General features: G+C 32.8%; 11 protein-coding genes, 8 tRNA genes, 1 rRNA gene and 1 riboswitch. Of the genes, 2 read left to right on the forward strand and 18 right to left on the reverse strand.

What is annotated here, in order from left to right:
* Window positions 1-10: 10 nt before the first annotated feature.
* Entirely contained in the window at window positions 11-1,327 is a 1,317-nt protein-coding gene (locus BMY82_RS04660; protein ID WP_242938914.1) for a PTS sugar transporter subunit IIC, read from the reverse strand.
* Between the two features lie 15 nt (window positions 1,328-1,342).
* Entirely contained in the window at window positions 1,343-2,758 is a 1,416-nt protein-coding gene (locus tag BMY82_RS04665; RefSeq protein WP_091975195.1) for a glycoside hydrolase family 1 protein, read from the reverse strand.
* A gap of 206 nt (window positions 2,759-2,964) precedes the next feature.
* Here BMY82_RS04665 and BMY82_RS04670 point away from each other — a divergent pair, with 206 nt between their 5' ends.
* Window positions 2,965-3,678 (forward strand): GntR family transcriptional regulator, encoded by a 714-nt coding sequence (locus tag BMY82_RS04670; protein ID WP_091975197.1) that lies wholly within the window; start codon window positions 2,965-2,967, stop codon window positions 3,676-3,678.
* 312 nt (window positions 3,679-3,990) lie between these two features.
* Here the strand turns inward: BMY82_RS04670 and metK are convergent, their stop codons facing one another.
* From metK to cdaA, 7 genes are all read right to left on the reverse strand, one after another.
* A complete protein-coding gene (metK, locus tag BMY82_RS04675) occupies window positions 3,991-5,175 on the reverse strand; it encodes a methionine adenosyltransferase (RefSeq protein ID WP_091975200.1) in 1,185 nt (394 codons plus the stop codon).
* Between the two features lie 88 nt (window positions 5,176-5,263).
* Window positions 5,264-5,361, reverse strand: a riboswitch (SAM riboswitch).
* A 210-nt stretch (window positions 5,362-5,571) separates the two neighbouring features.
* A complete protein-coding gene (locus tag BMY82_RS04680; protein ID WP_091975202.1) occupies window positions 5,572-6,582 on the reverse strand; it encodes a rod shape-determining protein in 1,011 nt (336 codons plus the stop codon).
* Between the two features lie 131 nt (window positions 6,583-6,713).
* A complete protein-coding gene (gene murA, locus BMY82_RS04685; protein WP_091975204.1) occupies window positions 6,714-7,967 on the reverse strand; it encodes a UDP-N-acetylglucosamine 1-carboxyvinyltransferase in 1,254 nt (417 codons plus the stop codon).
* Window positions 7,968-8,518: 551 nt separating this feature from the next.
* The gene (gene glmS, locus BMY82_RS04690; RefSeq protein ID WP_091975207.1) at window positions 8,519-10,345 is read right to left on the reverse strand and encodes a glutamine--fructose-6-phosphate transaminase (isomerizing); all 1,827 of its coding nucleotides are present in this window, start codon (window positions 10,343-10,345) and stop codon (window positions 8,519-8,521) included.
* A 502-nt stretch (window positions 10,346-10,847) separates the two neighbouring features.
* Complete coding sequence (glmM, locus tag BMY82_RS04695; RefSeq protein ID WP_091975209.1) at window positions 10,848-12,203, reverse strand: phosphoglucosamine mutase; 1,356 nt, start codon at window positions 12,201-12,203, stop codon at window positions 10,848-10,850.
* Between the two features lie 443 nt (window positions 12,204-12,646).
* Window positions 12,647-13,555, reverse strand: a complete 909-nt coding sequence (locus BMY82_RS04700; RefSeq protein WP_091975211.1) for a CdaR family protein — start codon at window positions 13,553-13,555, stop codon at window positions 12,647-12,649.
* 30 nt (window positions 13,556-13,585) lie between these two features.
* The gene (gene cdaA, locus BMY82_RS04705; RefSeq protein ID WP_091975213.1) at window positions 13,586-14,443 is read right to left on the reverse strand and encodes a diadenylate cyclase CdaA; all 858 of its coding nucleotides are present in this window, start codon (window positions 14,441-14,443) and stop codon (window positions 13,586-13,588) included.
* 439 nt (window positions 14,444-14,882) lie between these two features.
* On the opposite strand from cdaA, the gene BMY82_RS04710 reads away from it, so the two are divergent.
* Window positions 14,883-15,332: a hypothetical protein gene (locus BMY82_RS04710; protein ID WP_091975215.1), complete on the forward strand. Its 450-nt coding sequence runs from the start codon at window positions 14,883-14,885 to the stop codon at window positions 15,330-15,332.
* 207 nt (window positions 15,333-15,539) lie between these two features.
* Here the strand turns inward: BMY82_RS04710 and BMY82_RS04715 are convergent.
* The 9 genes from BMY82_RS04715 to BMY82_RS04755 form a co-directional block, all read right to left on the reverse strand.
* Window positions 15,540-15,613, reverse strand: a tRNA-Arg gene (locus tag BMY82_RS04715).
* Between the two features lie 21 nt (window positions 15,614-15,634).
* Window positions 15,635-15,709 (reverse strand) — tRNA-Gly (locus tag BMY82_RS04720).
* 14 nt (window positions 15,710-15,723) lie between these two features.
* Window positions 15,724-15,800 (reverse strand) — tRNA-Asp (locus tag BMY82_RS04725).
* A gap of 16 nt (window positions 15,801-15,816) precedes the next feature.
* A tRNA-Val gene (locus tag BMY82_RS04730) sits at window positions 15,817-15,892 on the reverse strand.
* Between the two features lie 17 nt (window positions 15,893-15,909).
* Window positions 15,910-15,983 (reverse strand) — tRNA-Gly (locus BMY82_RS04735).
* Between the two features lie 14 nt (window positions 15,984-15,997).
* A tRNA-Glu gene (locus BMY82_RS04740) sits at window positions 15,998-16,069 on the reverse strand.
* A gap of 17 nt (window positions 16,070-16,086) precedes the next feature.
* A tRNA-Met gene (locus tag BMY82_RS04745) sits at window positions 16,087-16,162 on the reverse strand.
* Window positions 16,163-16,193: 31 nt separating this feature from the next.
* A tRNA-Asn gene (locus BMY82_RS04750) sits at window positions 16,194-16,268 on the reverse strand.
* 107 nt (window positions 16,269-16,375) lie between these two features.
* Window positions 16,376-16,691 (reverse strand): 23S ribosomal RNA (locus BMY82_RS04755); the annotation flags it as partial.

The raw sequence follows: 16,691 nt of genomic DNA on the forward strand, positions 1-16,691 counted from the left end.
CACCTCTAAATTATTCTTCTGAATTTACCATTTCAGCTTGTTTTTCTAGTACCTTATCGTTTATTTTAACAAAAGGCATATAGATTATTACTCCTAAAACAATTACAATTGCCTGTAGTACAACAGCTCTCCAATCACCTGCAGTAGCAAGAAAAGCACTGATTAGCGGTGGTGTAGTCCAAGGTACTAATGAAACTGCTGGAGAAATCATACCCAGTGAAGTTGCTATATAACTTAATAATATACCAAGAGAAGGCACTAATATAAATGGTATAGCCATAGCTATATTATATACTATTGGATAACCAAATATAACTGGTTCATTGATATTAAATAAGCCTGGTGCAATAGAAAGTTTTGCAACATTTCTAGTAGCCTTATTACGACCTATTAAGAAAGTTGCTATTATTAGGCATATAGTTGAACCTGAACCACCAATTAATCCAAATGTAGTTACCTGAGAAACATTGATAATGTTTGGTATAGCTTCTCCTGCATTATAAGCAGCTATATTCTGAGTAATATTTATTATTAAAAGTGGCTCAAGAATTGAACTGTAAATTACAGATTGATGTATACCAAATAGCCACAATAAGTTTCCTAAAGAATAAAGAATCAAGCAGCCCCACAATCCTGTACTGACATGACGTAATGGTTCCTGTATAAAAGTAGTAATTAAATCTATTAAGTTCATTCCAGCTATATTAAATAAAAGTGCTGATACAATACCAAATACTGATAAAACTATTATTACTGGTAATAATACATTAAATGATTTTCCAACTGAAGGTGGAACACTATCGCCAAGATTGACTTTAAGCTTTTCTATATTTGAAACTTTGATAAAAAATTCTGTTGATATAAGACCTATAATTACTCCGGCAAACATTGCACCAGTTCCAAGATTTGAATAAGATAAAACTCCAGATATTGTAACAGGATCTGTTGCTCCTTCAGGAATTATAGATACTGATGTAGGCATCATTACAAGTAAAGATGCAATCGATATCATTGCAGCTGCAATAGGGTTATTAAATTCTCTATTAACAGCAAGGAAGTAACCTGCAATAGCTGCTATAAGTATACCAGAAACATTAAGCGTAGCATTTGCTATTGTAGTTCCCCAATATTGAACACTTGCTAGAGTGTCACCTGTAAATATCCAAGTAAATACTGTGTTATTTAATAATACTGCTAAACCTGCAAGTATATATAGTGGCATTGCTGTAGCAAAAGCATCCCTAAGAGAACGAAGATGAATCTGATTTCCTAGTTTTGCAGCCACCATCGTAAATTTCTCGACAAATTTTGAGTTTTCCATTGACATAAATTTTCCTCCTAATTATATAAGTTTTTCCGAGTCATAATAGAAACCATTGTTAGTACTGACCTCTTTATACCAGTATCCTGATTTTTTAATAGTTCTTTTCTGAGTTTCCAAGTCTATTGCAATAAATCCATATCTATTTTTGTAGGCATTATTCCAAGACCAGCAATCAAATGCAGTCCATGTATGGTATCCAAAACAATTACATCCTTCGTTTATTGCCTTTGATAACCAAGCAAGATGTTCTTCATAAAACTCTATTCTATAATCATCTTGAATCTCTCCATTTTTATCGATGTAGTTTTCCTCACCTTCTACACCCATTCCATTTTCACTTATAAACCAAGGTATATTGCCGTAGTTTTCTTTTATATTAATAGCTATATCATATATTGCTCTTGGATATATTTCCCAACCTCTATATGGATTCATTCTTCTTCCTGGCATTTCATAGTTTTCAAAATACTTGTCAGGCATCCAATTATCAGAATAATCCTTAGCTGATTCATTAGATTTTACACGTTTTGGATGATAGTAATTCACCCCTATAAAATCGACTGTATTATCAGCTATAATTTTTATCTCATCTTCACTACTATTCCAAATAACCTTATCTTCAGTAAGAACTTTTACCAAATTTTCAGGGAAAGTTCCCTTAGTAGCTGGATCTAAAAAAGAACGATTGAATAAATCATCTGCAAATTTACTTGCCAACAAATCTTCCTTAGAATCACTTCTAGGATATGATGGTGTAAGATTCATTATAATCCCTATTTTTCCTTTTAATTTCATCTTTCTATATTCTTCTATTACTTTTGCACTTGCGAGATTAATATTGTATATCACCTGCATAGCTTCCAAACCTTTTCCCGAATACTTCGGATAGTGTTGCCCATATAGATAACCTGCTTCTGGTATAACCATTGGCTCATTGAAAGTTGTCCAATACTCTACCTTATCCCCAAAATGTTCAAAGGCTACCCTAGCAAATTTTACAAAAAGCTCTACAACATGTTTGCTTTCCCAACCTCCATATTTTTTAAGTAGCTCTATTGGCATATCAAAATGATGAAGATTAAGTACAAGCTTCACATTATTTTTTTTAGCAGAATCTATAACTTTATTATAGAATTCTACTGCTTTCAAATCAACTTCCCCTGTTTCAAAGTCTTTAATCAGTCTAGACCATTGTATCGAAGTTCTAAAAGAATTAAAAGCAATCTCACCCATAAGTTTAAAATCGTTTTCATAATGGTGATAAAAATCACTTGCTATGTTTGGTCCAACACCATTAAAGAAATCCTCTGGCTCTGTCCTAAACCAGTAGTCCATTATATTCTCATGTGGCTTTTCAAATGTTCCCTCACTTTGTGGACCACTCGTGGCAGCTCCCCACCAGAAATCATCTGGAAAATTAATAAATTTTTTCATTTTCTTCCCCTTTCATCTTTTTATAATTTAATTGTATATCTTTTTGTTATAAATGTCTAGTCTTTTATCCATAAAAGACTAGATTAAATTCAAAGACTTGTGATATCATGTTAATAGAGTGATTGCATATTTTTTGTTTATTTGATAAAGTACTATTATACTATGTAAAATATGTTAATATAAAATGTACTTAGGTTGGTGATAAAATGGAAAGTAAATACATGATAATATATAATGAAATTAAAAAAAGAATAGTAGATGGCATATATAAAGAGAATCAACAAATCCCAGATGAAAAATCACTATGTAGGGAATTTGATTGTAGCAGAATGACGGTAAAAAAAGCTTTGGATATACTTGTTCGTGAGGGTATGCTACATAGAAAAAGAGGACTTGGCAGCTTTGTAATGTCCAAAAGCAGTATGCACAAAAGAACATTGCTGCAAGAAGATGAGCTTCTAGGTCTTACTCGCTCTTTAAAAGAAAAAGTTAAATCTAATGTTTTGGAATTTGATTTGATGTTTGCCGATGAGAAAATAGCTCAAAATTTGAATATTAATGTCAATGATTCTGTTTATAATATTTTGAGATTAAGATACATAGGTGATAAACCATGTATTCTTGAAAGAACGTATATGAGTACGAACTTAATAACAGGTATAAACAAGGATGTTTTGGAGGGATCAATTTATAACTATATAGAGCAAGAACTTGGCTATAAAATAGCCAGTGCTAAAAAGATGACTAGAGCTGATGTAAGTACAGCATTTGATCAAGAAATGCTTGAATTAAAAGAAATTGAACCGGTACTTGAAATAGAACAGATTGCTTATTTAGACAATGGTACTCCATTTGAGTACTCTATATCTAGACATAGATATGACTATTTTGATTTGACAACGTACTCTGTTAGAAGATAATTTACTTTTAAAATATATCAATTGATATATTTTACTTCAAACATTTGTGTCAAAAATAATAGTTCTACTATTTAATTTAAACTTAAATATATTAATGTAAAAAAATAGTTGGAGAATTTTCTCCAACTATTTTAAAATTTATTCAAAATATCCAATTGCCTTCATATATAAAATCAATAAACTAGACATATTCAAAATTAATCTTATTATCTTTTTTAAAAATTATTAATTCATTTAAAATAAGAATTATAAAATATCTATTATTAATTTATAATTTTTTTATTTAATTTAATATAAAATAAATTTCTCATTTTATAGATAAGACTTTAACTTGTCTACTAAATCTAGCTGTTCCCAAGGAAGTTCTATATCAGTTCTACCAAAGTGACCATAGGCAGCTGTCTGCTTGTATATAGGTCTTCTTAAGTCAAGATTTTTAATAATAGCTCCTGGTCTTAAATCAAAGTTATCTCTTACTATTTCAACTAACTTTTCATTTGAAAGCTTTCCTGTCCCGAAAGTATCTACAAATATTGATAGAGGTCTAGCTACACCTATTGCGTAAGAAAGTTCTATTTCACACTTATCTGCCAATCCTGCAGCTACTATGTTCTTAGCAACATATCTTGCTGCATAACAAGCTGATCTATCTACCTTTGTTGGATCCTTTCCTGAGAAAGCTCCTCCACCATGTCTTGAGTATCCACCATAAGTGTCTATTATTATCTTTCTACCTGTAAGACCAGTATCACCATGAGGTCCACCAACTACGAATCTACCAGTTGGATTTACATAGTATAGAGTTTCGTCATCTAACAATTCTGCTGGAATTGTAGCCTTTATTACCTTTTCTATTATTTCTTCTCTTATTTGTTCAGAGCTTACTTCAGGATCATGCTGTGATGATATTAAAACTGTATGAACTCTGATTGGAGTATCTTCTTCATATTCAACTGTTACCTGTGTCTTACCATCTGGTCTTAAATATGCAAGTTCACCAGACTTTCTAACTTCTGTAAGCTTTCTTGATAACTTATGAGCAAGTGATATTGGTAATGGCATCAATTCAGGAGTTTCGTTACAAGCAAAACCAAACATGATACCCTGATCTCCTGCCCCTACCTTTTCTATTTCGTCTTCTACCTTTTCTCCTGATTTTGATTCAAGACCTTCGTCAACACCCATAGCTATGTCATTTGACTGCTCGTCTATAGCTGTTATTACTCCACAGTTTTCTGCATCAAAACCATACTTTCCTCTTACATATCCTATTTCTTCTACTGTTTCTCTTACTATCTTCGGAATATCAACATATGCATTTGTTGATATTTCTCCTGCTACTAGTATTAATCCTGTTGTAGCAGTTGTTTCACAAGCAACTCTTGAGTTTGGATCCTTCTCAAGAAGTGCATCTAATATAGCATCTGACACCTGATCGCAAAGTTTGTCAGGATGTCCTTCTGTTACTGACTCTGATGTAAATAAATGTCTAGCCATTTCATTCTCCTTTTCATAAAATACTGTCTAAAAAAATAAGCCTCTTCAAATGAAGAGGCCATTAATTTGCATTAAAAAAATGTTACCAACCTCATCTTTCAAGAAAATATCTTGTAGGAATTAGCACCGTCTTTACGCGGTTGCCGGGCTTCACAGGGCCTGTCCCTCTGCCACTCTTGATAAGGTAATCAAGATTTACGTTTATATTTAACTTTCACTAACAAAAATATATTATCACTATAATTTCTAATTGTCAACAAATTTATCATTTAAATATAATTTTTTCTTATTCAATTCTCAGATAAAAATATTTTTATAAAAGACTATAAATTTTACAACTAATATAACTTAAATATTTTTGTTCTTATACTCTAATAAAATTAGTTTCTTTTCTTATTATACTGTTCCTGCTATCTGTAAAATTTCTACAGATCCTAAAGCAATTCCCGTACCAATTGCAACACAGCTTATTGGATCTTCAGCAAGTCTTACCTGCAATCCAGTCATCTCAGAAATCTTCTTATCCATTCCATAAAGAAGAGCACCACCACCCGTAAGAACTATCCCACTTACAGCAAGGTCTGATGATATTTCAGGTGGAGTTTCTTGAAGAACTCTGATTACCAACTCACCTATCTGTCTTACGCTTTCACTCATTGCATCCATTATTTCAAATGAACTTACTGTAATTGATTTTGGTAAACCATTTGTAAGGTCTCTACCTGTTATCTTTATAAACCTTTCTTCAGGTCTTCTAAATGCACTTCCTATATCCTTTTTAATCTTTTCAGAAGTTCTTTCGCCTATAATTACATTATAATTTCTTTTTATATATCTTATTATGTCTTTATTTAACTTATTTCCACCAATTTTTATAGAATCACTTACTACTGTTCCACCAAGAGATATTACGGCCACATCTGTAGTTCCATCACCTATATCTACTACCATGTGTCCACCTGGCTTAGAAATGTCTATTCCCGCTCCAATTGCAGCTGCAATTGGCTCTTCTATAAGAAGTACTTCTCTAGCTCCAGCGTTCTTTGTAGCGTCTTCTACGGCCTTCTTTTCTATATCTGTAATATTCGAAGGTACAGAAACCATTATTCTAGGCATTACTATTTTTCCCATGCCCTTTTTTTCTCCAAGCATTTCTATAAAACCTTTTAGCATTCTTTCTGCATTATCGTAATCCGATATTACACCATTCATCATTGGCTTTATTGTTTCAATCTCTTTGGGAGTTCTTCCTATCATATTATAGGCTTCATGACCGACTGCAATAACTTCATCTATTCTTTTATCTACAGCTACTACTGAAGGCTCACTAAGTACCACTCCTTTATCGTCAACTGCAATTAATACGTTTGCAGTTCCTAAATCAATTCCTATATCCATTCCAGCCATCCTAAAACCTCCAAACATTAATATGTACAGTCTATTCTGTACCTGCATATTTCAGTTCTTGTATTTCTATATTCTATAAATACTTATAGCCCGATATACAATCAAAACTATAAGTATTTCATAAATTCATATTAATCTTCTACTATTCTTACATCTCCACCTAAAGCTCTGAACTTCTTATCTATATCAACGTAACCTCTTTGTATATGATATATTTCATTGATATTTGTGATTCCATTTGCTATAAGTCCACAAAGAATAAGTGCCGCACCTGCTCTTAGGTCTGTTGCAGTAACATCAGCTCCTATAAGAGAGTCTACTCCATTTACAACTGCACTTCTTCCGTCAATCTTTATATTTGCACCCATTCTATTAAATTCTGTAACGTGCATAAATCTGTTTTCAAAGACTGTTTCTATAACCACACCTGTACCATCAGCTACAGTAAGCATTGCCATAAACTGTGCCTGAACATCTGTAGGGAACCCTGGATGTGGAAGAGTCTTAACATCGATAGGTCTTATCTTTTTAGGTCCTATTACTCTAATAGAGTTTTCTCCTTCTATCACCTTTGCACCAGCTTCAGTAAGCTTTGCAATAACTGGCTTTAAATGGTCTATTATTACATTATTAAGAACTACATCACCTTTTGTCATAGCTGCTGCCACCATATATGTAGAAGCCTCTATTCTATCTGGTATAATAGTATGTTCTGTTCCTTTTAACTTCTTTACACCTGTAATTTTTACAGTATTGGTACCAGCGCCTCTTACTGATGCTCCCATTTCGTTTAGGAAGTTTGCAAGATCCACTATTTCTGGCTCTTCAGCAGCATTTTCAATAGTTGTAACTCCATCTGCTAAAACCGCAGCCATCATTATATTCTGAGTAGCACCTACTGATGGGAAATCAAGATACAACTTGCTTCCCTTTAGATGATCTGTTTTTGCTTCTACAAAACCATGATCTATATTTACCTTTGCTCCTAAAGCTTTAAATCCTTTTAAGTGAAGGTCTATAGGTCTTGTACCAATGGCACATCCACCTGGCATTGAAATCTTTGTGTGATTAAATCTTGCAAGAAGAGGCCCCATCACTAAAAATGATGCTCTCATTTTCTTTACAAGTTCATAAGGTGCTTCATAAGTGTTTATTGTACTTGAATCCACTGTAAGTGTATTATCTTTATACTCAACCTTTGCACCTAAATGTCTTAATAAATCTGATATTACGTGAACGTCTCTTAAATTTGGAACGCTTTTTAACACGCACTTGTCATTTGCTAGCAAAGTAGCTGCTATTATAGGTAATACAGCATTCTTTGCACCATCTATATTTATAGAACCTTTTAATGGTCCACTTTTCTTTACTCTTATTCTTGGCATAACTATTCTCCCTTATCATTCATAAAACAAATTACTTAAAAACATCACTGATAATCCTTTTAGACTATCCAAAATTTTATCCTTATTTATTATTCTTGCATAAGGAATGAAAAAATAATAAATAACTACAAAATACTGACTATAAAATGTCCTTTAAATTTATTTTCATTAAATTTTATTTTTGTTGTACAAATAGTTTTAAAATAATTTTTATTATATTTTAATTTTCCATCACAATTGTATATAAAAGCTTAGAAGTGTCTGATATAATCATTTAAAATACTTTATAAAAATAAACACTCTTTTTTATACTATAATTATATATAATTAATTTGGCAATATGTCAACCTATATTATAAAAAAAATACAGAAATAAATCAAGTCCTTTTTGACAAAATAAAGGTGGAGATGACAACATCCCCACCTATTTCAAACTTTTCTATAGGGAATTTAAACAACTTATTTATTATTCAAATTTCTCCTTCACTTGCTAACTTAATCTAATAATCTATACAAGTATATAAATTATCGATTTACAGTCTGGCTTTTTATTATTCAACAGTTACAGATTTAGCAAGATTTCTTGGCTTATCAACATCAAGCCCCTTAAGTGAAGAAACATAGTAAGCTAGTAATTGCATTGGAACTACTGCCAATATCGGTACTAAAAGATCTGATGCTTCTGGTATGTATATTACTCCATTTGCAACATTTTCTACTTCCTTGTTATGTTTCTTTGCAATTGCTATTACATTTGCACCTCTTGCTCTTACTTCTTCCATATTTGAAACCATCTTTTCAAATAATTTGTCCTGAGTAGCTAAAGCAACTACTGGAGTTCCTTCTTCTATAAGAGCTATTGTACCATGCTTAAGTTCACCTGCTGCAAATGCTTCAGCATGAATATATGAAATTTCCTTAAGCTTTAAAGATCCTTCAAGTGCTAAGTAATAATCTATTCCTCTACCTAAATAGAAGATATGGTTTTTATCCTTGATTTCTTCTGCAATCTCTTTTATATGTTCCTTTTGATTTAGTACTTCTTCTATCTTTTTAGTAAGACTTAACATTTCATCTATTACAGATTTGTATTCTTCTTCACTTATTGTTCCAAGTTCAAGTGCAAAATCAAGTGCTATCATATAAAGAGATACTATCTGAGTTGTGTATGCCTTTGTGGATGCAACTGCTATTTCTGGACCTGCCCAAGTATAGAATACATCATCTGCTTCTCTAGCAATTGATGAACCTACAACATTTGTTACAGCAAGTATTCTAGCTCCCTTTTTCTTTGAATCTCTTAAAACAGCCAATGTATCTGCAGTTTCACCTGACTGGCTAACTAATATTACAAGAGATTTTTCATCTACAAAATTATCACTGTATCTAAACTCTGATGCTATATCTGCTATTACAGGAACTTTTACATATTTTTCTATTGCTTTCTTTCCTAAAAGTCCTGCATGGTAAGCTGTACCACATGCTACAATATATATTCTATTAATATTTTCTAGTTCATTCTTTGTTAGCTTTATACTGTCTAAAACTATTTTACCATTTTCATCAAGTCTTCTTTCTATTGTATCCTTGACTCCCTGTGGTTGCTCATGTATTTCCTTGTTCATGAAGCAGTCAAATCCACCTTTTGAAGCGGCTTCTATATCCCATGTTACATGGAATGGTTCTTTTTCAACTACTTCTCTATTTTCATTATATATTGTAATACTATTTCCCTTAATATGGACTGTTTCCCCATTTTCAAGGAAGTATACTTCTCTTGTGTACTTTAAAAGAGCCGGTATATCTGAAGCTACAAAGTATTCATCTTCTCCAACACCTACTACAAGTGGAGAATCCTTTCTCACAGCCACTAGTTCATCATTTGCATGATTTGATATTACTCCTAGTGCGTATGCTCCTCTAAGACATTCCTCAGCCTTAAAAACAGCTTCAAGAAGATTTCCATTATAGTACTTAGATATCAAATGAGGTATCACCTCTGTATCTGTCTTTGAAAGAAATTCTACGCCGTCTTCTGATAACTCTTTTCTTATTTCAGAATAATTTTCTATTATACCATTATGTACAACAGCTATACTCTTATCTGAATTGAAGTGAGGATGAGAGTTTACATCTGATGGTTCACCATGTGTCGCCCATCTTGTATGACCTATTCCTAAATTTCCTTCAATTGGGTTTTTCTTTAGATCTTCTGCTAATACGGCAAGCTTTCCTTTGAACTTTCTTATTTCAAGTTCACTCCCTGTATTAATTGCTATCCCTGCAGAATCATACCCTCTGTATTCCAGCTTTTCTAGTCCGTCGACTATTACCTCACTGGCTTTTCTTTTTCCTAAATAACCTACTATACCACACATATAGCTACCTCCTAAAATATTAAATTTTAGAAATGGTCACCTGTTAGGCCTCTTTTGTCGATGGAATTTCTTCCAAGTTTTGTAGAGACTTTTCGGAAACAGGTATCCCGCGAAGTATCCGCCGAAAATTCGATAAACTTCGTCCTCGTCAACTATTAACTAGTCCTGGCGCTAGAGTTAAACTCTTTATTGAATATTTGACCATTTCTTTTTATTTACAGGACAATAGATACGCTATAAACACCTACACAGACAAACACCATTTTGGTGAAAGGCTCATATGAGATACTTTGTGTATCCATTTAATTCTGTCCAATAATTTATTATATCAATATTAAGTAAATATATCAACATCTTTCTTTAAATTATAAGCCATCTTTAATAATATAGCTAAAGAATAACCTGCCCCATAAAGTTAATATCTATGGGGTAAGCTTCTTCTAAAATATTATTTTTATTACAGTTAGGATATTTCTATTCTACCTTAATTGTAAATATATCATTAACACCCTATTTTTTCCTTAATTAAATCTGCTAATCCATTCGCAAGACTATTAATTTGATTTTGATCTTTACCTTCTAGCATTACTCTTACCAATGGTTCTGTTCCAGATGGTCTTATAAGAACCCTTCCTAATCCATCCATTTCAGCTTCTATTCTAGCTATTTCCTTTGCAATTTCTTCAACATCCATATAAGAATTTTTCATTTCATTCTTAACCTTCACATTTACAAGAACCTGAGGATATTGTTCCATTACAGAAGCCGCCTGTGAAAGTTTCTTATTTTCTTCTTTTAATATACTTGCAAGTACAAGAGAAGACATTGTTCCATCTCCAGTAGTATTGTAATCTAAAAATACTAGATGACCAGACTGTTCTCCACCTAAGCAATAGCCTTCTTTTAGCATCTCTTCTAATACATATCTATCCCCTACCTTTGTAGTTGAAAGATTTATTCCATTTTCCTTAGCTGCTATAATTAGCCCCAAATTACTCATTACTGTAACTACTAAAGTATCCTTCTTTAGCAATCCTTTTTTCTTCATATTTAAGGCACTTAGCACCATTATTTTGTCACCATCTACTATGTTTCCATTTTCATCGACTGCTATTAGTCTATCTGCATCCCCATCATAAGCCATACCTATATCTGCACCTAGCTCAACTACCTTCTTTTGAAGAGTTTCTGGATGAGTAGAACCACAATTATCATTTATATTGTTTCCATCTGGATTACAGTTTATTTCTATTACTTCAGCTCCTAATTCCTTAAAAGCTGTCGGTGCAACTCTGTATGATGCTCCGTTTGCACAATCAAGAACAACCTTTATTCCCTTTAAATCTACCTTGATATTAGACTTTAGATATTCTACATAATCTCTTGATGCTTCATGGTTAAATATTTTCTTTCCTACTCCCTTTCCTGTAGGATTTCTATCTATCTGATCCATATTATCCATATATTTTTCTATTTCAAGTTCTATATCATCTGCCAACTTAAATCCTTCACTATTGAAAAACTTTATTCCATTGTATTCAACTGGATTATGTGAGGCTGATATTACTACACCACAGTCTGCTTCATACTTTCTTGTAAGATATGCAACTGCTGGAGTTGGTATTACTCCTACTGTAATTACATTACATCCTACAGACATTAGCCCAGCTATAAGAGCTGATTCAAGCATATCTCCTGATACTCTTGTGTCCCTACCTACAACAACTTTTATATGCTTGTTTTCTTTGCCTTTTGTAAGAACATATCCTCCTGCACGACCAAGCTTATATGATAACTCACAGCTTAATTCTGTATTTGCAATGCCTCTGACTCCGTCAGTACCAAAATATTTTCTCATTTTCTTTTCTCCTTAATTATATAAATCCTTTTAAAGTTTTGCTTTCATAGTAAAATGCAGTATCTAAATACTGCTTTTAGCGAATTGCTTATAATATTAATACGTGGAGTGTATTTTTACTATTATTCATTTTACGACTTTCATAGAAAATACAACTATTTATATTTTATCATAAAACCTTTATTATTTCCTAATTAAGATTATTTACTTTATCTATTATAAAAATTCATATCCGCTATATTTTTATTTATCTGTATTAACTAAAAATCTTACTATTATTTAAATGATACATTTTATAAAATATATTATATCTTATTTAAGGACTTTTTTATATCTTCTTTTGAGTTTTAGTTATTTATTACCCCTTTTTATTAGATATATCAACATAAAAATTAAAAACGGTGTACAAATGTACACCGCTTGTAAGCTACTTATATGATTATCTATTTTCTTGATATGGTTACTTCTGAAATATCGCCCTTAATTCTAGTATTTTCCGGAATTTCTATTTTTACCTTCTTATCTTCATCGCCCTTTAGCTCCTTGTCTCCTAGTCGCTCAGTATAAATATACTCAAGACCATTTACCAAGTCCGCTCTGCCCCTTACAGTAAGCTTTTCAGGCGTAACTGTAAACTCATTCACATTAAATTCTTCACCATCATAGTTTAATTTTACTGGAACAAGCTTTTCAACAGTATATTTAACATCTACTTTTACTGTTTTCTGACTTAACTCTACGTCAACAGCTTTATTGTCCTTATCTACTGCCTTAACTTTCAACTCCATCCTTGCTTCATCTTTATCTCTTTCCTCATTGTAGTTAAGTACAGCCACTGCTTTATCAACTTTATTGACTAGACTTCTTGGACCACTTACTTCTATTTCTTTAACTTCAGGATCTACTTCCTCTACGGAATCCTTCATCGCTGGTGGAACATCTACTGTAAGCTCTACAGTTTTGCTTATTTTCTTTTCAAGGTCTACTACAAAAGTATTATCTTTCAACTCTCTCGACACCCTGTTTGATATGTTGGTTCTCAAGTTTACTATATTTTGTCCTTCAACTGGATTAATTAACTCTCCATATATATGAACATTATTTTTATTAAGTTTTTGTATTTCTGAAAGTTTTCCTTGAACTGTTATATCTGTTTTAAAATCCTCTTTAGGATATATTACAAAATCATCTTTCAATACTTCATTAGCATTGGTTATCGTAATCGGTATATTCTCAATAACCTTTTTTTCATCAGGATCAACAACTGCTATAACATAGAGCCACAGAGCTATAGCAGTAAGTAGAGAGATGATCTTAGTCTTTATATTATTTCTTCTATCATTATTCTTCATAGCTGCTATTCACTATCTCCTTATCTACTCTTAATTTTCATTCTTCTTAAAGAATTCACTGAAAAATCCGCTTTCAGTTTCTGACTTTTTCTTATAAAAATTGTTTAATATATTAAACAATCTTTCCCTTGAGACATTTCTATATATCTTGCCCATTCTAGCAATAGAAACTCCTCCAGTTTCTTCAGAAACAATAAGAGTTAGACAGTCCGAAATTTCACTGACTCCTATTCCCGCTCTATGCCTTGTTCCCAACTCTTTACTCAAATCTTTTCTCTGAGTAAGAGGAAGAAAACACGCTGCAGATTTTATTTTTTTATCTCTAATTACGACTGCACCATCATGTAGTGGAGTATTCGGAACGAATATATTACAAAGTAATTGCATTGTAATATCCCCATCTATTCTAGTACCTGTCTCTACAATCTCATTTAATTTTGTTTCACCTTCCAAAACGATAAGCGCACCGACTCTTCTCTTTGACAAATCATAAATGGCATCAAGCATTTCATTGATTATTACTTTATTTTCATCTTCTTCACCTGTTTTTGATTGAGAACCAAGCTTTTTAATGCTAGTATTTCTACCTATATGTTCCAGACCCGCTCTTAGCTCTGGCTGGAAAATTATAAACGGCAAGATAAATCCTACCTCCAATATCTTTACTAATATCCAGTACAATGTATGTAATTTCAATATACCACTTAGCTGAGTCGCCACTAAAAGTATAATTACACCTTTAAATAGTTGCTCTGCTCTAGTATCCTTTATAAACATCAATATCTTATAAAAGATATATGCAACAATTAGTATATCGATTATATCGTTTACACTTACCTTAGATATTATCTGAAAAAATTTATTCATTACTAAACTAATTGACCACATCTAATTTCCCCCTGGAATTATTCAACATACGAATGAAATATCCGCATACTATCTTCAATTTTATACAATCTATAGAGAAATACTTCTCTTTATCTACAAATATCAAGTTAAAATATCATAATCAGTAACTATGTAACTTCAAAAAAATTCTATTTATACTTTAATTCTAACATAGTACTCTACAATTATATATGATTAAACATAATTTTTGCATAAGTTTTTAGTAATTGTTTTCAAATTGTGATTTTTATAAGCTACTTTTTACAAAGTTTTATCCAATTATATCTTTATATATTATTATTAGAATTAAAGCTAAATATGTAGTATAATGTAGTTAATATAGATTTTGTCCGAAAATTTCGGTATTTTATTCTATACAGTTTTTCAAGCTAAAGTCATTTAGCAAGCTTACATAATATTTACAAAGAGAGGGGTTTTTATGCTATTTTTTAAGATTTCGAAAGGTAATCATGAAAAAGCTTTCGATGAAAAAATGAAATCATATGAATTCAGAGTTGAATATTTATGCAATGCTGATTCTATATTATTCTGTAGCATCTGCTATAACGATGCTATAATTAAGTTAAAAAAATTAAAAGATATTGCAGACGAAGCTAATTTGGCATTCAACTATTCCAGCAGACTAGATAATCTTAGATCATGTATGCTTAACTGTTTTGATTCTGCTCTTGCAAAGGAAATAGAAAAAATTACCGACGACCTTGTATCAAGTCAAGATATTAATAGGTTTATAGCAAGACTTCAAAATTTAGAAGACGATTTTAATTCAAATAAAAAATACTTCTCAGAAAATGGAATAACACTTTATAATACATTTATTGAGTGCAGCAATACTCTGATCGAAAAATATAGTCATTTTTTTAAATAAAGAAAAAAGCCTAGAAACTTATATTTCTAGGCTTTTCTATTGTAATATGATATTTTCATATGAAAACTTCATCTACTTATTTATATGAATATCTCAATTTCAATCTTTAACGTAACTTATCTCAATCTTCAACACAATTTAAAAGTATATTGAACTTATTTATATTTTTACATTAAAAAAACTCCGCTAAAAAGCAGAGTAAAAAAATGAGCGCACAGGGATTCGAACCCCGGACACACGCCTTAGAAGGGCGTTGCTCTATCCAACTGAGCTATGCACCCGCATTGATAATAAAATCTATATGGAGCGGGAAACGAGATTCGAACTCGCGACTTCGACCTTGGCAAGGTCGCGCTCTACCGCTGAACTATTCCCGCATTGTATAGTTAAGTGGCGACCTGGAAGGGGTTCGAACCCTCGACCTCCAGCGTGACAGGCTGGCATTCTAACCAACTGAACTACCAGGCCGCATTTATTCTTTATATGGTGGGAGTAACAGGGCTCGAACCTGTGACCCCCTGCTTGTAAGGCAGATGCTCTCCCAGCTGAGCTATACTCCCAAAACCAAAAATCTATATGGAGCGGGTGAAGGGGATCGAACCCTCACAGCTGGCTTGGAAGGCCAGAACTCTACCATTGAGCTACACCCGCGAAAATTATAAAAATGACTCCTAGGGGAATCGAACCCCTGTTACCGCCGTGAAAGGGCGGTGTCTTAACCGCTTGACCAAGGAGCCAGAATAAAAAACTTATTTGGTTGCGGAGAAAGGACTTGAACCTCTGACCTTCGGGTTATGAGCCCGACGAGCTACCAACTGCTCCACTCCGCGACATTATAAACAACATTAGCGACAAAGTAAATGGCTCCAAGGGTGGGGCTCGAACCCACAGCCTACCGGTTAACAGCCGGTTGCTCCACCATTGAGCTACCTTGGATCAAGGTATATCACGCTTAAGTGTTTAGTTTATTATCTGAAAAATAATATTAAATATTTTTTGTACCTTCAAAACTGACTACATTAGTTTTACAATCCATCTTTTTCTTGGTCAAGTCCTCGATCTATTAGTATCGGTAAGCTACATACATTGCTGCACTTACACCTCCGACCTATCAACCAGGTAGTCTTCCTGGGATCTTAACCTTACGGTGGGAAATCTTATCTTGAAGTGGACTTCGCGCTTAGATGCTTTCAGCGCTTATTCTTTCCGTACATAGCTACCCAGCTATGCCCTTGGCAGGACAACTGGTACACCAGAGGTACGTCCACCCCGGTCCTCTCGTACTAGGGGCAGATCTCCGCAAATTTCCTACGCCTGCGACGGATAGGGACCGAACTGTCTCACGACGTTCTGAACCCA

The sequence above is a fragment of the Peptostreptococcus russellii genome (assembly GCF_900110295.1).
Lineage (GTDB): Bacteria > Bacillota > Clostridia > Peptostreptococcales > Peptostreptococcaceae > Peptostreptococcus > Peptostreptococcus russellii_A.